This is a genomic window from Xenorhabdus ishibashii, assembly GCF_002632755.1.
Classification (GTDB): Bacteria; Pseudomonadota; Gammaproteobacteria; order Enterobacterales; family Enterobacteriaceae; genus Xenorhabdus; species Xenorhabdus ishibashii.
Genome location: NZ_NJAK01000001.1, coordinates 571114 through 591047, shown reverse-complemented (window position 1 = coordinate 591047; position 19934 = coordinate 571114). Strand labels below are relative to the sequence as shown.

General features: G+C 42.6%; 21 protein-coding genes and 3 pseudogenes. 15 read left to right on the top strand and 9 right to left on the bottom strand.

The annotated features are described in order from the left end of the window. Window positions 1-24: 24 nt before the first annotated feature. The 7 genes and pseudogenes from cbiK to Xish_RS02800 all read left to right on the top strand — a co-directional run. The gene (gene cbiK, locus Xish_RS02830) at window positions 25-816 is read left to right on the top strand and encodes a sirohydrochlorin cobaltochelatase (RefSeq protein ID WP_099116613.1); all 792 of its coding nucleotides are present in this window, start codon (window positions 25-27) and stop codon (window positions 814-816) included. Then, the gene (locus Xish_RS02825) at window positions 813-1571 is read left to right on the top strand and encodes a cobalt-factor II C(20)-methyltransferase (RefSeq protein ID WP_099116612.1); all 759 of its coding nucleotides are present in this window, start codon (window positions 813-815) and stop codon (window positions 1569-1571) included. The genes cbiK and Xish_RS02825 overlap by 4 nt, the downstream gene beginning before the upstream one ends. 80 nt (window positions 1572-1651) lie before the next feature. Continuing rightward, the gene (locus tag Xish_RS02820) at window positions 1652-3202 is read left to right on the top strand and encodes a cobyric acid synthase (protein WP_099116611.1); all 1551 of its coding nucleotides are present in this window, start codon (window positions 1652-1654) and stop codon (window positions 3200-3202) included. Beyond that, on the top strand, window positions 3199-3744 hold the full coding sequence (gene cobU, locus Xish_RS02815; RefSeq protein WP_099116610.1) for a bifunctional adenosylcobinamide kinase/adenosylcobinamide-phosphate guanylyltransferase: 546 nt from the start codon (window positions 3199-3201) through the stop codon (window positions 3742-3744). The genes Xish_RS02820 and cobU overlap by 4 nt, the downstream gene beginning before the upstream one ends. Continuing rightward, entirely contained in the window at window positions 3741-4499 is a 759-nt protein-coding gene (cobS, locus tag Xish_RS02810; RefSeq protein WP_099116609.1) for an adenosylcobinamide-GDP ribazoletransferase, read from the top strand. The genes cobU and cobS overlap by 4 nt, the downstream gene beginning before the upstream one ends. Before the next feature lie 76 nt (window positions 4500-4575). Beyond that, window positions 4576-5679 carry a nicotinate-nucleotide--dimethylbenzimidazole phosphoribosyltransferase gene (gene cobT / locus Xish_RS02805; protein ID WP_099118644.1) on the top strand — a complete coding sequence of 368 codons (1104 nt, stop codon included), beginning with the start codon at window positions 4576-4578 and terminating at the stop codon, window positions 5677-5679. Beyond that, a pseudogene (locus Xish_RS02800) lies at window positions 5670-5756 on the top strand (IS1 family transposase); the annotation flags it as partial. The gene cobT and the pseudogene Xish_RS02800, both read left to right, overlap by 10 nt. 38 nt (window positions 5757-5794) lie before the next feature. On the opposite strand, the gene Xish_RS02795 reads toward Xish_RS02800, so the two are convergent. Next, the gene (locus Xish_RS02795; protein ID WP_099116608.1) at window positions 5795-6736 is read right to left on the bottom strand and encodes a glycosyltransferase family 8 protein; all 942 of its coding nucleotides are present in this window, start codon (window positions 6734-6736) and stop codon (window positions 5795-5797) included. Window positions 6737-6827: 91 nt separating this feature from the next. Further along, window positions 6828-6956: pseudogene (locus Xish_RS02790) on the bottom strand (IS5/IS1182 family transposase); the annotation flags it as partial. 71 nt (window positions 6957-7027) lie between these two features. Between Xish_RS02790 and Xish_RS02785 the strand changes: the two are divergent. Beyond that, the gene (locus tag Xish_RS02785) at window positions 7028-7450 is read left to right on the top strand and encodes a GNAT family acetyltransferase (protein ID WP_099116607.1); all 423 of its coding nucleotides are present in this window, start codon (window positions 7028-7030) and stop codon (window positions 7448-7450) included. Window positions 7451-7544: 94 nt separating this feature from the next. On the opposite strand, the gene Xish_RS02780 is transcribed toward Xish_RS02785, so the two are convergent. Continuing rightward, window positions 7545-7790, bottom strand: coding sequence for a hypothetical protein (locus Xish_RS02780; protein ID WP_099116606.1), 246 nt, complete (start codon window positions 7788-7790; stop codon window positions 7545-7547). Window positions 7791-8056: 266 nt separating this feature from the next. Between Xish_RS02780 and Xish_RS02775 the strand changes: the two genes are divergently transcribed. The 6 genes from Xish_RS02775 (at window position 8057) to cysM (ending at window position 13725) form a co-directional block, all read left to right on the top strand. After that, window positions 8057-8632 carry an RpoE-regulated lipoprotein gene (locus Xish_RS02775; RefSeq protein WP_244185898.1) on the top strand — a complete coding sequence of 192 codons (576 nt, stop codon included), beginning with the start codon at window positions 8057-8059 and terminating at the stop codon, window positions 8630-8632. 263 nt (window positions 8633-8895) lie between these two features. Then, on the top strand, window positions 8896-9933 hold the full coding sequence (locus Xish_RS02770; RefSeq protein ID WP_099116604.1) for a sulfate ABC transporter substrate-binding protein: 1038 nt from the start codon (window positions 8896-8898) through the stop codon (window positions 9931-9933). After that, window positions 9930-10763 (top strand): sulfate/thiosulfate ABC transporter permease CysT, encoded by an 834-nt coding sequence (gene cysT, locus Xish_RS02765; protein ID WP_208614834.1) that lies wholly within the window; start codon window positions 9930-9932, stop codon window positions 10761-10763. The genes Xish_RS02770 and cysT overlap by 4 nt, the downstream gene beginning before the upstream one ends. Next, window positions 10763-11608, top strand: a complete 846-nt coding sequence (cysW, locus tag Xish_RS02760; protein WP_099116602.1) for a sulfate/thiosulfate ABC transporter permease CysW — start codon at window positions 10763-10765, stop codon at window positions 11606-11608. Before cysT ends, cysW begins: the two co-directional genes overlap by 1 nt. 14 nt (window positions 11609-11622) lie before the next feature. Continuing rightward, a complete protein-coding gene (gene cysA, locus Xish_RS02755; RefSeq protein WP_099116601.1) occupies window positions 11623-12711 on the top strand; it encodes a sulfate/thiosulfate ABC transporter ATP-binding protein CysA in 1089 nt (362 codons plus the stop codon). 132 nt (window positions 12712-12843) lie between these two features. After that, the gene (gene cysM / locus Xish_RS02750; RefSeq protein ID WP_099116600.1) at window positions 12844-13725 is read left to right on the top strand and encodes a cysteine synthase CysM; all 882 of its coding nucleotides are present in this window, start codon (window positions 12844-12846) and stop codon (window positions 13723-13725) included. Window positions 13726-13905: 180 nt separating this feature from the next. On the opposite strand, the gene Xish_RS02745 is transcribed toward cysM, so the two are convergent. Then, the gene (locus Xish_RS02745; RefSeq protein ID WP_099116599.1) at window positions 13906-15021 is read right to left on the bottom strand and encodes a PDDEXK-like family protein; all 1116 of its coding nucleotides are present in this window, start codon (window positions 15019-15021) and stop codon (window positions 13906-13908) included. A 129-nt stretch (window positions 15022-15150) separates the two neighbouring features. On the opposite strand from Xish_RS02745, the gene Xish_RS02740 reads away from it, so the two are divergent. Next, window positions 15151-15498 carry a transposase gene (locus Xish_RS02740; protein WP_099116598.1) on the top strand — a complete coding sequence of 116 codons (348 nt, stop codon included), beginning with the start codon at window positions 15151-15153 and terminating at the stop codon, window positions 15496-15498. Here Xish_RS02740 and Xish_RS02735 read toward each other — a convergent pair. The 5 genes and pseudogenes from Xish_RS02735 to cysK all read right to left on the bottom strand — a co-directional run. Further along, a pseudogene (locus Xish_RS02735) lies at window positions 15453-15656 on the bottom strand (IS982 family transposase); the annotation flags it as partial. The gene Xish_RS02740 and the pseudogene Xish_RS02735 sit on opposite strands and share 46 nt — an antisense overlap. 123 nt (window positions 15657-15779) lie before the next feature. Then, the gene (crr, locus tag Xish_RS02730; RefSeq protein ID WP_099116597.1) at window positions 15780-16289 is read right to left on the bottom strand and encodes a PTS glucose transporter subunit IIA; all 510 of its coding nucleotides are present in this window, start codon (window positions 16287-16289) and stop codon (window positions 15780-15782) included. A gap of 45 nt (window positions 16290-16334) precedes the next feature. Next, the gene (ptsI, locus tag Xish_RS02725; protein WP_099116596.1) at window positions 16335-18062 is read right to left on the bottom strand and encodes a phosphoenolpyruvate-protein phosphotransferase PtsI; all 1728 of its coding nucleotides are present in this window, start codon (window positions 18060-18062) and stop codon (window positions 16335-16337) included. A 124-nt stretch (window positions 18063-18186) separates the two neighbouring features. Then, the gene (gene ptsH / locus Xish_RS02720; RefSeq protein WP_099116595.1) at window positions 18187-18444 is read right to left on the bottom strand and encodes a phosphocarrier protein Hpr; all 258 of its coding nucleotides are present in this window, start codon (window positions 18442-18444) and stop codon (window positions 18187-18189) included. Window positions 18445-18886: 442 nt separating this feature from the next. Further along, window positions 18887-19840: a cysteine synthase A gene (gene cysK / locus Xish_RS02715; RefSeq protein WP_099116594.1), complete on the bottom strand. Its 954-nt coding sequence runs from the start codon at window positions 19838-19840 to the stop codon at window positions 18887-18889. Window positions 19841-19934: the final 94 nt, after the last annotated feature.

Sequence of the window (19934 nt, the reverse complement as noted above, 5' to 3'; positions counted from 1 at the left end):
AATAAACCAATAAGGAAAGGCGACATGAAAAAAGCATTATTGGTGATAAGCTTCGGAACCAGTTATCCCGAAACGCTGAAAAGTAATATTGAAGCCTGTGAGCAGCAACTGGCATCAGTTTTTCCAGACAGGGCACTATTTCGGGCATTTACCTCTGGCATGATCATTCGCAAATTGCGTCAGCGCGATAATATTCATATTGATACGCCCTATGACGCACTGACTAAGCTATATCATGCCGGTTATGACGATGTTGCTGTGCAGTGCCTGCATATCATCAATGGCGATGAATATGAAAAAGTGCTGCGTGAGGTTGAGAAATTTCGCCCTCGTTTTAAGCGGCTGGTACTGGGCGCTCCGTTACTCAGCCACTTTGATGACTACCTGAAATTGATGCAGGCGCTACGCCACCAGCTTCCTCGGCTGGCAGAAAATGAATGTGTCGTTTTTATGGGGCACGGCACAAGCCACCCTGCTTTTTCCGCTTACGCCTGTCTGGATCACCTGATGAGCCACTACCATTTTCCGGCACGGGTAGGCGCGGTGGAAAGCTATCCCGAACTTCCGCTGATCATCAAGGGATTAAAAGAGCAAAAGATCCGCAAAGCTTATCTGATGCCATTGATGCTGGTAGCCGGCGATCATGCTACTAATGATATGGCTTCAAATGAAGAAGACTCCTGGAAATCACAGTTGGAGAAAGCGGGGATTGTTGCGATCCCCTGGTTACAGGGATTGGGGGAAAACCCAATGATTCGGCAGATGTTTGTCGATCACCTTGCTGACGTACTCAATGGTCAGGAGAAAACCGTATGAACGGTAAAGTAAATGCAGGAAAACTGTATGTGATGGGTGTTGGCCCAGGTGCCAGCGATCTGATTACCGTACGGGCAGCACATATTCTTTCGGAACTTGATGTTGTCTATACCCCAACAGGGAAAAAAGGTGCCCAAAGTCTCGCCCACGCCATCATTGAAAAATACCTTTCACCGAAAACCAAAGTTTGTACTTACCACTTTTTAATGAAAGCCGATATGGCAGCAAAACAAGTGGTGTGGGATGAAGTGACGCAAGTTTTGCAAGAGGAAGTGGCTAGTGGCCGGAAAGTCGGTTTTATCACGTTGGGCGATCCCATGTTGTTTAGTACGTGGGTGTTTCTTTTGCAACGGTTAGTATCGCAACAGATGGCTTCTCCTTCATGGCTGGAAATTGTGCCTGGGATCACCTCATTTTCTGCCATTTCCGCCGCCAGCATGATGCCATTGGCAATGGAAGATCAAACATTGGCTGTCATTTCTTGTACCGCTTCTGAAACCGTCTTAGAGCAAGCATTACTCAATCATGACTGTATTGTTCTGATGAAAGTCTATTCCCGCTTTCCCCTGATCAGCAATCTGCTGCAACGTCACAATCTCTTGAAACATGCATTGATGATGGCTGATGCCACTTTGCCGACTGAACAATGTTGGCGCGATCTCGCCACACTGCCTCTCAGCGAAAAAGAGTGGGGGCAGGGATTATCATATTTTTCAACAATTTTGGTTAATAAAAACTGGCAATTATCGGGGTGAATGATAATGGTATGCAGATGGCGGCGATTGGCACTGCTGTAGCGGGTAAAAGCACACAATAAATAAGGGGGAAAGACAGAATGACATTATCGCTGATGGTACAGGGAACGGCCTCCGATGTAGGCAAAAGTGTGCTGGCAGCAGGGTTTTGCCGGATATTTGCACAGGATGGTTATCACTGCACTCCCTTTAAATCACAGAATATGGCACTGAATTCAGGGATTACCGCAGACGGCAAAGAGATGGGACGAGCGCAGATATTTCAGGCGGAAGCAGCAGGAATTGCGCCGGATGTGCGCATGAATCCTGTGTTGCTGAAACCCACCAGCGATCGCAAGGCTCAGGTGATTTTTATGGGAAAAGTGGTGTGCAGCATGAATGCGGTGGAATATCACGAACATAAGCCCCAATTGCTCCGGCAGATTTTAATGGCATATAACGGGTTGGCAGCCGAAACGGATATTATGGTGTTAGAAGGCGCTGGCAGTCCGGCAGAGATCAATTTGCGTGATCGCGATATCGTCAATATGGGAATGGCCGAATTAGTGGATGCCCCTGTCATTCTGGTGGCCGATATCGATCGGGGCGGTGTCTTTGCATCCATCTACGGCACGTTGGCTTTGCTTAAACCGGAGGAAAAAGCTCGTATTAAGGGCGTGATCATCAATAAATTTCGCGGTGATCTATCGTTGCTACAATCCGGCATCGATCAGATCGAAGCCCTGACGCAAGTACCGATATTGGGAGTGTTGCCGTGGCTGGATCTTGATCTGGAAGATGAAGACAGCGTCGCTTTGCAGGTGGGTAAATATGATAGCCCACAGCAAAAAACAGAAGATTATTTGGATATTGCTGTCATCCAATATCCCCATATCGCCAATTTCACTGATTTTAATGCGCTGGCAGCTCAACCCGATGTGCTTTTGCGTTATGTCTCTGAACCTTCTGAACTTCAAGGTGCCGATCTTATTATTCTTCCCGGCAGCAAGAATACATTGGCAGATTTGGCCTGGTTGAAAATACAGGGTTTTGAGCAGGCCATTATCACCGCTCGCCAAAAAAACGTACCGATTATCGGGATCTGTGGGGGTTATCAAATGTTGGGTAAGCAAATCGTGGATAGGGTGGAATCCGGTTTAACCCAAATGGCAGGATTAGGGTTATTGGATACGGAAACCGAATTTACCAATGAAAAGCAGACTGCACAGGTTAGGGGGGTAGTAATGTCTGCATTGTCAGGTGTGCTGAAATTATGCAGCGAACAACCGATCGTAGGTTATGAGATCCACATGGGAACGACTCGGCTTGGTCAGCAGGTAACGCCTTTTGCTCACATTCATTGGTGCAATAGTGAGGAAAAAAGCGGATTTGATGGTGCTGTGACGCAGGATGGCTTGGTGATGGGAAGTTACCTGCATGGTCTGTTTGATCAAAACACGTTTACCCGCCCACTATTAAATCAATTGCGTATCAGAAAAGGCTACGTTCCACTGGAAAATGTAACCTTTAATTACGCTCAACATAAAGAAAAACAATTCAATAAGTTGGCTGCCAGTATGCGTGAACATCTGGATATCGCGCGGATTTATCAATTAATGCATGAACACAAATCGAGTGGGATCACGTCATGATTTTGGTGACAGGCGGTGCCCGTAGTGGCAAGAGCACCCACGCTGAACGCCAGCTCGCTAAACGGTGCGAGCAGGTATTGTATATCGCGACGGCACAAGTCACGGATGAAGAGATGGCGGCTCGTATTGTGCGGCATAAACAGGAACGTCCGGCACATTGGCGAACCTGGGAAGGTCATCAACATGTAGGGACGGTTATCCGCCGACATCGCCAATCCCAAGAGGGCGTTATACTAGAGTGTGTTACCACATTAATTGCCAACTTGTTGTTTGACTTATCGGGTGGTATATCACCTGATGAACTTGATTTCGCTTTAATGGAAGCGAGTATTCAACATCAGATCGATGACGTGATTGATGCTAGTTTACTGTGTCCGTTGCCAGTATATTTGGTGACCAACGAATTGGGAATGGGCATTACACCTGAAAACCGGTTGGCACGCCATTTTGTCGATATTGCTGGACGTGCAAACCAAAAACTGGCACATGCGGCTAAAGAAGTCTGGCTGATGGTTTCGGGCATTGGAGTGAAGATCAAATGAAACTGCACCTTTTTTGGGCGGCACTACAGTTTATGACACGGCTTCCGATCCCGCAAAAGTGGGCGGCCGGTGTCGGTTTTCGTCAATATTGGCGTGGTGTGCCTTATTTCCCGTTGATTGGGTTAATTGTTGGTGGTCTGGCGGGGTTGGCATCCCTCTCGATTAATCAATCGGGTGGGGGAATGTATATCGGCGCAATAGGTTATGTATTGGCTTTGGCTTTGTTAACGGGAGGGTTACATTTAGATGGATTGGCGGACACATGTGATGGGCTTTTTTCCTCCCGCCAGCGAGAAAAAATGCTGGAAATTATGCGCGATAGCCGGCTTGGAACATATGGTGGTGTCGGGTTAATTTTTTGTATCTTACTGAAAATATTAGCTGTCGTTGAATTATCTTATCATCCCCCCCTCTATTTGCTTGCCCTGTTGAGCTGTGCATCGATTGTCGGACGTACAGCCGTGGTACTTTTAATGTATGCGCAACGTGATGCCCGTGAAGGCGAGGGAATGGGAAGTAGTTATATTGGCCAAATCAGCTTTTCTGCAACGATGCTGACTTTGTTGGCTGGTGTTGTATTGGTGATGGCTCTGGGGAATTGGCAAACCTTGTCGGCAATGATGGTGTCATTGCTTGTGGTTTACGGGTTTGCCCTCTATTTTAATTATCGCCTTGGTGGACAAACCGGCGATACGCTGGGGGCTTCCATTGAGCTGGGGGAGACGATTTTTCTGCTGGCCATGATCTGGCAATAAACGCAGTCAATCAGGAGAGAATAATCAGAGGCGAAGCGGGTATTTCATGCTTGGACAAACTGTCAGTGGGATAAATATGACACTACAATCATTGATTGATGCGATCCAACCTCTGGATCGGGAAAATATGGAACAAGCGGCACAGCACATTGACAGCTTAGTCAAGCCATTGGGAAGCTTAGGGCGTCTTGAAGCATTGGCGATACAGTTATCGGGTATGTCTGGTATTACTGGTCTACAAAACCTGCAAAAAGAGATTATCGTTATGTGTGCTGATCATGGTGTCTATGACGAAGGTGTAGCTATTTCACCTAAAAACGTTACGACCATACAAGCACGCAATATGCAGAAAGGATTAACAGGTGTTTGTGTGTTGGCAAAAAATAGTGGGACACATGTTTTACCTGTAGATATTGGCATTGATTGTGATCCGATTGAACACATGTTGTCTCTGAAACTGGCACGGGGGTGTGGCAACATCACCCAAGGGGCTGCGATGGATTATGAACACGCTGAAACATTGTTGCTGGCAAGCGCACAACTGGTGCAACAGCGCATTGCGGCAGGAATAACGGTATTTGGTATTGGGGAGTTGGGGATTGCTAATACGACGGCGGCAGCCGCGGTGATCAGTGTACTGACAGGAAATGATCCCGGTGATGTGGTTGGGTTAGGTGCGAATTTTCCCCCTGAACGGTTGGCGCATAAACAATCGATTGTACGACAAGCGATTGCTCTCAATCAGCCGGATAACCAAAATGCCATTGATGTGTTGGCAAAAGTGGGCGGATTTGAACTTGTCGGCATGGCCGGTGTGATCCTGGGAGCGGCGGCTTTTGGTGTGCCGGTTGTACTTGATGGCTTCTTGTCTTATGCGTCAGCACTGGCAGCATGTCAGATATCTCCCAGTGCACGGGATTATTGCATTCCTTCCCATATGTCGACAGAAAAAGGTACGGCGCTGGCGTTACAACATTTAAATTTGCAACCCTATTTACATTTGGATTTGCGTCTTGGGGAGGGCAGCGGTGCGGCCATTGCTATGTCCCTGATTGATGCAGCCTGCTCTATATATTGCCATATGGGTAAATTAGCAAGCAGTGGCATCAACTTACCTGAGTTAAAAAAGCCGCACAATAGCACGGCCTTAAAGCATATAAAAGTCGTTGAGTTGCCATGAACAATGCCGATATCCGTGATATTTCCAGAGCTATGCATATCAGCATTAATGCTGTCGTACGCGTTTTAAAAACTCTAGGGATTATGTGTAACGACCTTACCACAATACTAATTCCTCAATGAAATATTTTACTTAAAATATATCTGGCATACCAAAGCATGCTACTAAAATATTTTTTATTTTTGAATAAAATTTTTGCGTATTTTTTATATTCTTTATAGTTAATAGGATTATCTAATTTAAGATCTCCCCATGGAGAGTTATTATAATAACTCAAATAGATATCATTGCTATATATAATACCTTTCCACGGTTTAGGATTGCTAGCAAAATGTAACACAACCGGATCTTCTATTAAAGAATTAGCATCATTAAAAAAACAATTATATTTTTTAGGTAAAAATTTAACATTTCCAATTAATATGGTATTCAATACATCTTGATCTGGAAAGCTGTACTTACGTAATTTTATCAATTTCATAAAGTTAGTTAAAACATTAGATTCAATCCACTTATCTATATTGAATAAAATCACACCAGAATTAAAGTATGGTTCCAGTATATTTAATCCTATGCTTTTAATATACTCAAGCAGGACGCAATCATCATGAACTGCTGCAATGGTCTTATTAGCAAAATCAAGTTCTGATAATGAATGTATATCTCCCAGACAGATAATGTCAGCATCTAAATATAGAACTCTATCCGTAATTCCATATAATGCGTAAGGTATTACCAGTCTGTAATACATAGATATTGGCAAATTATCTAATGTCTGTAATTTGCTAAAGATTGTTTCATCAAAAAAATGAATTGTTAATATCGAGTATCCATTCTTTAATTTACTTAGTCTTTTTGAATCATCATCTTTTAACGATGTTGTAAAAATGTGAAAATGAAAAAATTTTTTAGGATTATTATCCATAATTGATGAAATAGTTACCCCTGCTGGCTTTATATAATTCTCATCAACAGCAAACGCTACATGAAATATATTATTTTTCTTCTCCACATCGAAAAGACATATCTCACTTTTAATTATCGAATTTAACTCCACACTGCTATCCTTTCAAAATATAATAAAAACGATTGACTTTATTATAGGATATGAAAATTTTCAAGGTGTGTTGACGTTTTGTATTCATCATTTACTCGACCCACATGGGTAGCCGGATAATGACAAACGCCAGTGCCAACGTGCTGGCGTAATTTAGTGCCAATTTATCGTATCTTGTTGCGATTGCACGGAAATGTTTGATTCTGGTAAACGCATTTTCAGATTGATTCTAAAATAAAAGTAGTGATAATTAACATTGATTCAACTGCTTATTAAATAGGCTTACTAACTATGGAAATTCGGGTATTTCGGCAAGACGACTTTGAAGCCGTTATCACACTTTGGGAACGTTGTGATTTGATTAACTCTGGTGACGATCCGGAAATAGATATTGAGCGCAAACTCACCCATGATGCTGATTTATTTCTGATTGCTGAAGTTGCAGGAGAAGTAGTTGGTACAGTTATGGGGGGTTATGATGGGCATCGTGGTCATGCCTATTATCTGGGAGTACATCCTGAATTCAGAGGCAGGGGAATAGCCAATGCATTGATCTCCCGTCTGGAAAAGAAATTATTGGCCAGAGGTTGCCCCTGTGTTTTGATCGTGGTTCCAGAAGAAAATGATGCAACAATCTGTATGTGTGAAAAGATGGAATATGATTATTTGGGGCAAGAAAATGTCATGTTTAGCAAGCGATTGATTATTGATTAAATGAGTCGCTAGATAAATCTACAGTTATGCAATGGCTGAATAGAATTATATTATTTATATATTCTCTATTTAGTCATTATTATTTTTTCAAACATTATTTTTTTGATGAAGCATAAATGGAGTGTGCCCATCTTCTTATATATTTGTTTTTTATGACAAGAAGATCTTTTGACATTAGCGGATTTTTATTGTCAATGTAAAGCATCACTTTAATATTCCCATCCTCATCCTTAGATAGAAAATAATGTTCAGGCATAGAGAATATGGACTTTCCTTTTAATACAGTCCAGCCAGACGGCTGCTGATGATCAACATGATATTGATAAGGGATTTTCATCATTTTTTTCTCCTAAGTTTATTACTAGCCAATGTTACTCGTTCATGCAGTTTATTTTATAAATGGATGTGCAATAAGTAATAAATAATATTTTTTAAACATGATTTTGTTGTTTCTGTTGATGAATAGTTTGTATATTTACAATTGAATGTTTTTTTAGGAGTGTGGTCTGATAGATATCAAATGACAATTCCATAGAGCCAAAGGTTAAGAAAACAGAGATGGATAAATTTTTTGCATTTAATTCCTGTTCTAAACAGAAGAGGGTTATGGTGGCTAGCAGTTTAATAGGATGTTCATTCTTGTTGACGGCTTGTGCCGGAACTTTAAGAATGTCATGGCCTGCTTTATCGCCTTTTAATTGGTTTGGCAGTTCCTTAAGCGTTTCTGAGCAAGGTATAGGGAAAATCAATAAACAGACGGATATGACTCAATCTGCAATCGAAACAGGGTTGGAGGGAAAATATCGTCTGCGTAGTGGCATGGAGATGCAAAATGGCAAGTTAGTGAGTGTTATTCAGGGCATGGAAGATGGTCAGGTAAAACTGGAGTTTCACGGTCTGGTCAATGGTAAAGTTGATCGTATTGACGTGTTGGATGATGAGGTTAAAACAGTTTGGGGAACGAAAATAGGCACGCCTTTCTCTGATCTCTATAACCAGGCATTTGGAAAATGTCAGCGCTCCCATGATCTGACTATGTCGCCTACAGTCATTTGTATTGCTTCACAAAGTCAACATGTCAGCTATGTTTTTACCGGAGCTTGGGAGGGACCTGAAGGATTAATGCCTTCTGATGATGTTTTGAAGGATTGGAAAGTCTCCCGCATTGTTTGGAAATCCTGATAAACGCTTAAAAAAGCTTTGTATCAAGTAAAAAATCTTTTAATCCACTTTATGATAAGGGCAGAGTGCCAGAATTCAAACCGTTTCAGATAATTGAAAAGCGGCTGGCACTTGTAACCTGATATTTTCTACATCTTATCTCTTTTCATCATTTCTCATGAAAATTCGGTATATAAAACAGTAGATAGTAAACTACCTTGTTATAAAGATTCTGGATACAGTAGAGAAATTGTTGTCAAATGGTGTGATGAGTAAGGTGTTGGATGAAAATAGTGGCAATAAAAAATAAATTATTAAGCGGAGTGACTAGCCTGTTGTTTTGTGCCTTTCTCAACGTTTATAGCCCTAACGCCTTGGCTGTTGAGTTGCTGAATAGTTCTTACGATATTGGACGAGAATTATTCTTGGGCTTGAATCCGAAATTTGAAAAACAATGGTATGAACAGAACCCGCAGGATAAACTGACCATCAAGCAGTCCCATGCAGGTTCATCTAAACAAGCACTGGCCATTTTGCATGGATTACGAGCGGATGTCGTCACTTATAACCAAGTCACAGATATTCAGATCTTGCACGATCGCGGCAATCTCATTCCCGCTAATTGGCAGCAGCGTTTGCCGAATAACAGTTCTCCATACTATTCCACCATGGCATTTCTGGTACGCAAAGGTAACCCCAGGCATATCCAAACTTGGGAAGATTTGGTGCGAAATGACGTCAGATTAATTTTCCCAAACCCAAAAACGTCAGGTAATGGACGCTATACCTATTTGGCCGCATGGGGCGCTTTTCAGCAAAAAAATCCGCATGATCCTGCTAAAGTTCGCCAACTTATGCAGAATTTTTTACAGAATGTAGAGGTATTTGATACCGGAGGTCGTGGGGCAACGACTTCCTTTATTGAGCGGGGAATAGGGGATGTATTAATTAGCTTCGAATCTGAGGTCAATAACATTCGTAAACAGTATGGGGAAGACAATTATCAGGTCATTGTACCTCCAGTGAATATTTTGGCTGAATTCCCTGTAACCTGGGTGGACAAGAATGTCCAGAAAAATGGTACGGAAGCGGTTGCTAAAGCGTATTTAAATTATCTGTATAGTCCAGCAGCTCAGCAAATCATAGCCAGTTTTAATTATCGTGTAATCGATCAAAATGTGATGAAAGCACAGCGATCCCGTTTTCCTGTAACCAAACTGTTTCGCCTCGAAGAACAATTCGGTAGCTGGCCTCAAGTGATGAAAACGCACTTCAATACTGGCGGCACGCTTGATCAGTTATTGAAAGAAGGGCGCAAATAATGTCGGTATTTAGCAAACGAGTTTTGCCCGGATTCGGGCTGAGTTTAGGCTGTAGCCTGTTTTATGTCTGTCTTATTCTGCTATTGCCATTAAGTGCTCTGGTAGTGCAGCTTTCCAGTATGACATGGGAGCAATATTGGCAGGTCATCATTAACCCACAAGTTGTTGCCGCTTATAAGGTGACATTGTTGGCTGCGGCGATTGCCAGTTTATTCAATATGGTTTTTGGCATGTTGATGGCATGGATATTAACGCGCTATCAATTTCCCGGACGCAGTTTATTAGATGGCTTGATGGATTTGCCATTTGCCTTACCGACGGCGGTTGCAGGTTTAACGCTGGCGACACTCTTTTCTGCAACTGGGTGGTACGGTGTCTGGCTTGGTAATTTCGATATCAAAGTCACCAATACCTGGCTGGGCATTGCGGTTGCAATGGCTTTCACTAGCCTGCCGTTTGTGGTGCGCACTGTTCAGCCTGTGCTTGAAGAATTAGGCCCTGAATATGAGGAAGCAGCACAGACATTGGGAGCAAGCCGTTGGCAGACTTTTCGACGGGTTGTATTACCTGAGGTTTCGCCGGCACTGATTGCCGGAACAGTGCTCTCTTTTACTCGTAGCCTGGGCGAATTTGGTGCCGTGATTTTCATTGCCGGCAATCTTGCCTGGCAAACTGAAGTTGCTTCCCTGATGATCTTTATCCGCCTGCAAGAATTTGATTATCCGGCTGCTAGTGCTATCGCTTCCGTCATCCTCGCTGTGTCGTTATTACTGCTGTTTAGCGTCAATATATTGCAAAGCCGCTTTGGTAAACGGATAGGGGGACATTAATGACTGAATTTTCCGCATACACAGAGGCACAACGTCCCTCTATAAATTGGGGAAAATGGTTACTGATCGGCACTGGTGTACTTTTTTCACTTCTGTTGTTGATCATACCGATGGCATGGATTTTCTTGACTGCCTTTTCCAAAGGAATCGACATGGTTGCCCAGAACCTTTTCAATTCCGATATGCTGCACGCTATCTGGCTGACCGTGATGATTGCCCTTATTACCGTCCCCCTTAACTTGGTTTTTGGTGTGATGACGGCATGGTTAGTGACACGTTTCCAATTCCCAGGTAGACAATTATTGCTGACATTAATTGATATTCCGTTTGCGATTTCGCCGGTTGTGGCTGGGTTACTTTATCTGCTGTTTTATGGTGCTAATGGTTGGTTAGGAAGTTGGTTGGGGAGTTATGACATCCAATTGATGTTCTCATGGCCTGGTATGGTATTGGTGACGGTATTTGTGACATGTCCGTTTGTGGTTCGTGAATTGGTGCCGGTGATGCTGAGCCAAGGTAATCAGGAGGATGAAGCCGCCATATTGCTGGGCGCCTCCGGCTGGAAGATGTTCTGGCACGTGACATTGCCAAATATTCGTTGGGCGTTGTTATACGGCGTTGTTTTAACCAATGCACGGGCGATTGGGGAATTTGGTGCTGTGTCTGTGGTATCGGGAGCTATTCGCGGTGAAACCTATACGCTGCCTTTGCAGGTTGAGCTGTTGTATCAAGATTACAACACGGTTGGCGCATTTACGGCTGCGGCCTTATTGGCGGTGATGGCGATTATTACTCTTATTGTCAAAAGTGCATTGCAATGGCGTTTAAGCCGCCAGCAAGGGTAGGTTAGGAGCGGAATATGAGTATTGAAATCAGTAAAATCAGTAAATCTTTTGGTCGATCTCAAATACTGAATGAAATTTCACTGGATATTGAATCTGGTGAGATGGTTGCTCTGCTTGGTCCATCGGGTTCTGGTAAGACGACATTGTTGCGGATCATTGCAGGGCTTGAGCAGCAGAGTGCAGGGCAATTGAAATTTCACGGACAGGATGTCAGCCGGCTACATGCAAAAGATCGTCGTGTCGGATTTGTATTCCAACACTATGCTCTCTTTCGCCATATGACGGTATTCGATAACGTAGCTTTTGGCCTGTCCGTTCTTCCTTGTCGTCAGCGTCTCAGTGCTGAGGCATTGCGCAGTAAAGTGATGGCACTGCTGGATATGGTGCAACTCTCCCATTTGGCAGAACGTTATCCCTCGCAACTTTCTGGTGGTCAAAAACAGCGTGTGGCACTGGCAAGGGCATTGGCGGTTGAACCACAGATCCTTTTGTTGGATGAACCTTTTGGTGCATTAGATGCTCAGGTGCGTATGGAGTTACGGCGTTGGTTGCGGCAGTTACATGAAGAATTGAAGTTTACCAGCGTATTTGTCACCCATGATCAGGAAGAGGCAATGGAAGTGGCTGACAGGGTGGTACTTATGAATCAAGGGCGTATTGAACAGGTCGGTACTCCCCAACAAGTATGGCATGAACCGGAGAGCCGCTTTGTCCTTGAATTCATAGGAGAAATAAACAAACTGAAGGGTGAAATTAAAGGTTCCCAACTCTGGATTGGCGGGAAGATTTTTCCATTGAATATCACACCGTTACATCAAGGAAATGTTGACGTTTTTTTCCGGCCTTGGGATATGATGATTAGTGCCAAGCAAACACCTGCCTGCCCTTTGCCAGTGCAAGTTGTGGAAGTGAATCCGCGAGGTCATTTTTTCCTACTATCTGTTCAGCCGTTAGGCTGGGGCGATGAATACCTGTCAGTGATTTGGCGGGATGATCCCTCTATACCGATTAGAGGAAATGACTATTTTATTGGTGGCACAGGCGCTCGCTTGTATGCGGGAGATTTGCCATTAAAAGTGTTGCGATTTGCTGAATCTGCCTGATGTAATTCATTTTTATATTAAATTCCTATTTCCTGCTATGTAAGGGAGTAGGGATTTTTTGCTTAATGTCTTGCTACAGTTTCCTTAATATGATTATTTGTTTATCTATTCTCATACGAATTAGGTAATGCTGTGGCAAGCTTGGAAGAATTTATAGGTAATACACCGCTGGTGAAATTACAACGAATTACAGCATGTGTTGATGCTGAGATTTGGGTCAAGCTGGAAGGTAATAATCCGGCGGGTTCCGTAAAAGACAGGGCTGCGCTTTCGATGATCCTGCAAGCGGAATTGCGTGGGGAAATTGCCCCTGGTGATGTTCTGATTGAAGCAACAAGTGGTAATACCGGCATTGCTCTGGCGATGATCGCGGCGGTGAAAGGATATCGCTTGAAATTATTAATGCCTGAAAATATGAGCCTTGAAAGGCAGGCATCAATGCAGGCTTACGGTGCTGAATTAATTTTAGTCAGTAAAGAATTGGGAATGGAAGGTGCGCGGGATTTGGCGCAAGAAATGGAGAAGAACGAGGAAGGAAAAGTTCTGGATCAATTTAATAATACCGATAATTCACTGGCACATTTTAATACTACTGGCCCGGAAATTTGGCAGCAAACACAAGGGCGGATCACGCACTTTGTTTCCAGTATGGGAACGACAGGCACGATTACGGGGGTGAGCCGTTATCTGAAATCTCAGTCAGACAGAGTGAAAATTATCGGATTACAACCTGCGGAAGATAGTCATATTCCTGGTATTCGTCGTTGGTCTCCGGCCTATATGCCCGGCATTTATCAGAAAGAGCTGGTGGATCAGATTTTGGATATTACCCAAACCGAAGCGGAAAATACCATGCGTTTGTTGGCACAAAAAGAAGGCATTTTTTGTGGCGTAAGCTCTGGCGGAGCCGTTTCTGGAGCGTTACGCATCGCGGCCGAAAACCCTGGAGCAGTCATTGTTGCCATTATCTGTGATCGTGGTGATAGGTACTTGTCTACCGGTGTTTTTAATTAACCCGAATTCTTTTTATTTTCCTTTCCACATTCAGACCATAGTTTTATTAACCATGCTATGGTCTGAAATGTCATCCTCCCTAAAAATCAGTATGCTTATAACTTAAGTCATCCTTATTAAAAAAGCGTTGCTTATTCCCAGATGATGTTTATCTGACAACCTTTATGCCTCAGCCATCATTTAATTTTCCAAGATTTCGGAAATGAACATTGCCATTTCTTTAAGCAAAAGTTTCGCCTCTTCCAAAGAACCTTCTGGAGTACCAAAGGAGAGTATTAACTCTTTAGCCTTCGGGATAATCTCAGAATCGGACTTATCGGCCGATGGCAGAAAAGAGTCTGATTTCATTTTTTCGAGCACCATGTTACGCAGCATTGTCAGTTCTGGGTAGTCGCTGATATTTATCCAACCATTAACGTAGTAAATGACATCCTGCTCGTCCTCGCTCGGATAATAGACAAGAGACACACCTGTTTTTCCGTTTCCCCAACATTCTGGAGATAGATGGATAGCTTTATAATCTCCTTTCCAGTTATTGATACGATGCGATATATTTGTGCCAGGCAGCACTTCAGCGAGGGTTTTCTTGCCTTCATCAATCATTGCCGTTTCGAATTCTTTGAGCAAGTCTCTGGCTTTCAGCAGAAGGTTAAAATGTTCCTTAACAAAATTCTGGTTTTCCGTGTTCATTACCATTGTGTTATTCATCCCGCTTAGTTCATGCAAATGATTGAGAAATTCAGTGTAAAAAATGTTCCATTTACTGAATGGATCATGCACCTGATCTTTACCCAGACGATTTCTGGCTGTTGTAACCAACTGTGAATAATTGATTAATGGCCATTTATCTACTGGTAAGCTGGAAAGCTTGTCGGGAGCAAGGATACAGCGGTACACTATCTGATTGTTATCTATGAGGCTATTTAGGTGTTTATCGTAGCTTTCAAAGGGATTATTGATGGCTGAAATTGTTTTGTGTTCAATGCCGATGATGAAATCCTGATGCGAAATCAGTATATCCAGGTATTTTCCATCAGATGTTCTTGCTTCTCTGATCACTTCCAAAGAGGTAATATCCAATTCGTCGATATCGCAGTCTACGTTAAGGCATTGCATCAATGCTTTGAGTAACCAAGGCGGAACACCTAGCTCGTTTCCCATAAATAATGCTATCAAATCTGAAGTAGGATTTTCAAGATAGCCTGAGCCGCCCGACGCAAAGAAATTTATTTCTTTTTCCTCATGAGGTGTGATTTTTTTTAATTTATGAAAGAAATCACCCATTAATTTATTCATAACTGCAACATCCCAGAATGAGTTGAACTTCTATTATTGTCCACGCATTATAATACCTCTAGCAGTGTAGTGATATAAGATCTCGGACACCTCAAAAGCCTGCTAATGTTATTAACATGACAATGAGGTATGACAATGAAATTGAAACCGACCAAACGCCACTATTCCGTTGAATTTAAGCTGGAAGCGGTTCAGCAGGTTGTTCTCCATCATCAACGGGTTATTGATATCGCCCGTTCACTGGCCGTTGATGCCAGTACCTTGAGAAAATGGATCCGCCAGTATAAGGCCGAAATACAGGGGGTAACGCCTGCCGGTAAAGCCTTAACGCCCGAACAACGCCAGATACAGGCGTTAGAAAAACAGGTCAGGCGTCTGGAAGTGGAAAAAGAAATTTTAAAGCAGGCGGCCGTGTTGATGAGCGAGATACGCAGTGGTGCTAAAACCGAAGGCGCGATACTGACGAAACGGGTATAACTGAGTAAGGAGGGAAAATCGTTATGATGATTTTTCCAGATTCATTCCAAGTAGAAAGCTTTAAAGTTACGGCAATGTGACATGTGAAAGAAGATTAAAATGGTCATGATTTCACTGGGACACATATGACCTTGTCTGCGACGCAGATGGTAACCGGAAGGGGTTTGATACATATTAGGTTTACCGGCTTATAAAAAAACCGCCTTGTTTTATCAGATATTCTTATCTTTACCTGATAAAACAGAGGCGATCCACATACAGCTCATCAGTGATGTATTCAGCTACTTCTTGATACGCATAATAACAGACTCACCGACGACTACGGAGCCATTTACTTTAGATAACTCTTTAATTTCGTCCATGTTAGAAATAACAACAGGAGTTAAGGTTGATTTAGCTCTTTCTTCCAGAAATGCCAGATCAAACTCTAAAACTAAATCACCTTTTTGTACTCGTTGACCTTCTTCGGCAATGCGTTTAAAACCTTCACCTTTCAGTTCAACGGTATCAATACCAAAATGAACGAATAGCTCAATACCACTATCAGATTCGATAGAAAAAGCATGATTAGTTTCGAAGATCTTACCAATGGTGCCATCAACAGGAGCGACAATTTTGTTGCCGGTTGGTTTAATAGCGATACCATCACCAACGATTTTTTCAGCAAAAACAACATCTGGAACATCTTCGATGTTGACTATCTCACCTGACAATGGTGCGATAATTTCAATACTGCCACTATTTTTTTTATCGTCTGAAACCAGAGATTTCAATTTATCAAGCAGACCCATGAATCTTCTCCTAATTGTTTAATGGGACCGTATTCTGGCTAATTTTTAGCAGAGTGTTTTTTCTCTGGTAAAGGTGTCAACCAAATCCATCAATTCCTTTGCTGTTGGCTGAGTTAAAGCCTGCTCTGCCAGAGCTTTTGCATCATCATAATTAGTATTACGGATGATCTTTTTAATGCGTGGAATTGATATTGCACTCATGCTGAACTCATCCAACCCCATGCCCAAGAGCAACAGCGTGGCGCGCTCATCACCGGCCAGCTCTCCACACATGCCAGTCCATTTACCTTCTGCGTGTGAGGCATCAATAACTTGCTTGATTAGGCTCAACACTGCTGGTGACATTGGGTTGTAAAGATGAGAAATCAGCTCATTACCACGGTCTACAGCAAGAGTATACTGAGTTAGATCGTTTGTCCCAATACTAAAAAAGTCAACTTCTTTTGCAAGATGATGAGCAATGGTTGCAGCAGCAGGTGTTTCCACCATGATGCCAACTTCAATCGATTCATCAAATGCTTTGTTTTCACTGCGTAATTGCTCTTTGAGTAACGCCAGCTCAGCTTTCAATTCCCTGATTTCTTCAACTGAAATAATCATTGGGAACATAATGCGAAGTTTACCAAATGCAGAAGCTCTTAAGATAGCACGTAATTGAGAATGTAAAATCTCTTTACGGTCAAGGCAAATACGGATTGCGCGCCAGCCAAGGAATGGGTTCTCTTCTTTTGGCAGATTCATGTAAGGTAAGTCTTTATCGCCACCAATGTCCATTGTACGAATAATAACAGCTTGATTACCGACAGCTTCTGCAACTGCTTTATAGGCCTCAAATTGTTCGTCTTCGGTTGGCAGAGAATCGCGATCCATAAACAGGAATTCAGTACGGTATAAACCAACACCTTCGGCACCATTGCGCTCAGCGCCAGCAATGTCGCGTACTGTACCGATATTGGCGCAAACTTCAACTTGATGACCATCCAATGTGATGGCAGGTAAGTCTTTCAGCTTCGCCAGTTCGGTTTTTTCTGTCAGATACTCGCTTTTCGCTGTTTTCAGTTTCTCGATTTCGGTATCAGATGGGTTCACATAAATGTGATTATTGACGGCATCCAGAATCAGGTAGCTACCATTTTGGATTTGTTTGGTCGCATTGGTTGTACCAACAATCGCTGGTAATTCCAATGAGCGAGCCATAATGGAAGTGTGAGAAGTCCGGCCACCAAGATCAGTGATGAAACCTAATACCTTGTCCAGATTGAGTTGTGCGGTTTCTGATGGCGTCAGATCACTGGCAACCAAGATGACTTCTTCTTCAATGGAACCCAAGTCGATAATTGGCATATCCAGAATATTTTTCAGTAAGCGCTTACCAATATCACGAACATCGGCGGCTCGCTCTTTCAAATACTCATCATCCAGCTCTTCCAGTGCCTTAGCCTGATCTTCAATAACGGAATGAACGGCTGCATCTGCTGTTAACAGATTTTTTTTAATAAGCGTGATAATTTCCTGCTCTAGCTCTTCATCTTCCAGCAACATAATATGGCCTTCGAAGATTTCGGCCTTTTCTGCGCCCAGGTTTTTTTCGGCTGTTTCTCTAATTATCTCTAATTGTGCGGAAGATTTGTTACGGCCTTGCTTAAAGCGGGAAATTTCTTGTTCGACGTGTTCAGGAGTAGTTTTTTTATGATTGATAATGATGGGATCTTCTTTCAGTAATAACGCTTTACCGAAAGCAATTCCTGGTGATACTAAGATGCCTGAAATCATATTATATGACCTTACTGCGGGTGATTATCTTTCATTAAGACTTAGGAGATACCCTAAATATCCCCGGATTTTATTGGTCCGGGGATAAGCTGAATGAAATAGATTGGCTTGATTGAGCGGACGATTATTCCAATTCACCCATCAATTTAACTAAATGTTCAACAGCCTGTTGTTCATCCTCGCCTTCAGCAGAAATCGTTACGACTGTACCTTGAGTCAACCCTAGCGTTTGTAATTTGAACAGACTTTTTGCGCTGGCAGACTTGCCCCCAGAAATCAGGGTGATGTCAGAAGCAAAACCTTTTGCTTCTTTGACAAATTGTGCCGCAGGGCGAGTGTGGAGACCGTTTGGTGCAGTAATAGTAACTTCTTGCTGGAACATAGTATTTCCTCAATAACTTAAATATTTATTGGTAAACCAAGAGAACTCTATTGGATATAGCTGAATTCACTCCGGCTTATACAACCGTTAAAATGATAATGAAGTAAAGCGTGTTCCCTTCGCCTTTCAAGTTATTGCTCTGTTAATTTTAACTTGAAATTTAGTGGGATTATAATAATCATTATCAAAAAATTAACATACTTGATGCGCTCAATTGTTGATTTGGTGTTAATACACGCTATCCGAAGAATGGTTTAATTGAATAACCTTTTTTTGCCGCCTGATTGGCGATTAATTTTGCGCATCAAAATAATTACTGGTTAAATACTAAAGCTACTTGAATAAATCACCTAGGAAAGCTTTAAACTTTGATCTGATGCACAAAAAAGCACCCTGTAGATGCTTCTTTGTCAATATAGTGGAAAATTCTATAGAGTGATTTTTACTCACTGAGTAAGTCAGCAAACAGTCCTGTACTGAGATAACGTTCCGCTGACGAAGGCAAAATCACCACGATATTTTTATCCTTGTATGCATCTTCTTGCGCTATTTTGATGGCTGCCGCAACCGCCGCACCCGAAGAAATTCCGGCAAGAATTCCTTCTTTTTCAGTGATTTCACGTGCTATTTGCATCGCTTCTTCGTTGCTGATCTTAAATACGCGGTCAACTAATGTTAAATCTAAGTTATCAGGAATGAAACCCGCGCCAATTCCCTGAATTTTATGTGGGCCTGGTTTAAGTTCTTCACCCGCCAATTTTTGGCTGATAACAGGTGAACCTTCTGGTTCTACCGCAACGATGGTAACTTGTTTGCCCTGCGTATTTTTTAAGTAACGAGCAACCCCCGTGATTGTACCGCCAGTTCCTACGCCAGCAACAAAAACGTCTACATTACCGCCAGTATCTTCCCAAATTTCAGGGCCAGTGGTTTTTTCATGAATTTCAGGGTTGGCGGGATTACTGAATTGTTGCAGAAGAATATAACGATCAGGGTTACTTTCACGGATTTCGTTAGCTTTCTCAATGGCACCTTTCATGCCTTTTGCACCTTCGGTCAACACCAAGTTTGCGCCTAGTGCTTTCAGCAGTTTACGTCGTTCAAGGCTCATTGTTTCAGGCATGGTCAAGGTTAGTTTATAACCACGAGCCGCTGCGACATAGGCAAGTGCAATCCCTGTATTACCGCTGGTTGGTTCGATAAGTTCTTTATCTTTGGTCAGAATGCCACGTTTTTCAGCATCCCAAATCATATTGGCACCAATGCGGCATTTTACACTGAAGCTGGGGTTACGGGATTCTATTTTCGCCAGGATACGACCATTTGCGAAATTTTTTAAACGTACTAGCGGAGTGTGACCAATAGTCAATGAATTATCTTCATAAATTTTGCTCATTATTCGATTACCCCTAACATACCGTAAATACTGATTAACCATACGCTAACATCATATTTATGGAAATAAGGTTTCAGTCTATTCTTATTATATA

What these genes read in the sequence shown, in the direction of transcription:
- crr (WP_099116597.1), bottom strand. Translation starts at nt 16,289, where the DNA reads ATGGGTCTGCTTGATAAATTGAAATCTCTGGTTTCAGACGATAAAAAA.
- Xish_RS02775 (WP_244185898.1), top strand. Translation starts at nt 8,057, where the DNA reads ATGGTGGCTAGCAGTTTAATAGGATGTTCATTCTTGTTGACGGCTTGT.
- Xish_RS02740 (WP_099116598.1), top strand. Translation starts at nt 15,151, where the DNA reads ATGACAATGAAATTGAAACCGACCAAACGCCACTATTCCGTTGAATTT.
- Xish_RS02745 (WP_099116599.1), bottom strand. Translation starts at nt 15,021, where the DNA reads ATGAATAAATTAATGGGTGATTTCTTTCATAAATTAAAAAAAATCACA.
- ptsH (WP_099116595.1), bottom strand. Translation starts at nt 18,444, where the DNA reads ATGTTCCAGCAAGAAGTTACTATTACTGCACCAAACGGTCTCCACACT.
- cobS (WP_099116609.1), top strand. Translation starts at nt 3,741, where the DNA reads ATGAAACTGCACCTTTTTTGGGCGGCACTACAGTTTATGACACGGCTT.
- cobU (WP_099116610.1), top strand. Translation starts at nt 3,199, where the DNA reads ATGATTTTGGTGACAGGCGGTGCCCGTAGTGGCAAGAGCACCCACGCT.
- Xish_RS02785 (WP_099116607.1), top strand. Translation starts at nt 7,028, where the DNA reads ATGGAAATTCGGGTATTTCGGCAAGACGACTTTGAAGCCGTTATCACA.
- cbiK (WP_099116613.1), top strand. Translation starts at nt 25, where the DNA reads ATGAAAAAAGCATTATTGGTGATAAGCTTCGGAACCAGTTATCCCGAA.
- cysA (WP_099116601.1), top strand. Translation starts at nt 11,623, where the DNA reads ATGAGTATTGAAATCAGTAAAATCAGTAAATCTTTTGGTCGATCTCAA.
- Xish_RS02820 (WP_099116611.1), top strand. Translation starts at nt 1,652, where the DNA reads ATGACATTATCGCTGATGGTACAGGGAACGGCCTCCGATGTAGGCAAA.
- Xish_RS02770 (WP_099116604.1), top strand. Translation starts at nt 8,896, where the DNA reads ATGAAAATAGTGGCAATAAAAAATAAATTATTAAGCGGAGTGACTAGC.
- ptsI (WP_099116596.1), bottom strand. Translation starts at nt 18,062, where the DNA reads ATGATTTCAGGCATCTTAGTATCACCAGGAATTGCTTTCGGTAAAGCG.
- Xish_RS02780 (WP_099116606.1), bottom strand. Translation starts at nt 7,790, where the DNA reads ATGATGAAAATCCCTTATCAATATCATGTTGATCATCAGCAGCCGTCT.
- Xish_RS02825 (WP_099116612.1), top strand. Translation starts at nt 813, where the DNA reads ATGAACGGTAAAGTAAATGCAGGAAAACTGTATGTGATGGGTGTTGGC.
- cysW (WP_099116602.1), top strand. Translation starts at nt 10,763, where the DNA reads ATGACTGAATTTTCCGCATACACAGAGGCACAACGTCCCTCTATAAAT.
- cobT (WP_099118644.1), top strand. Translation starts at nt 4,576, where the DNA reads ATGACACTACAATCATTGATTGATGCGATCCAACCTCTGGATCGGGAA.
- cysK (WP_099116594.1), bottom strand. Translation starts at nt 19,840, where the DNA reads ATGAGCAAAATTTATGAAGATAATTCATTGACTATTGGTCACACTCCG.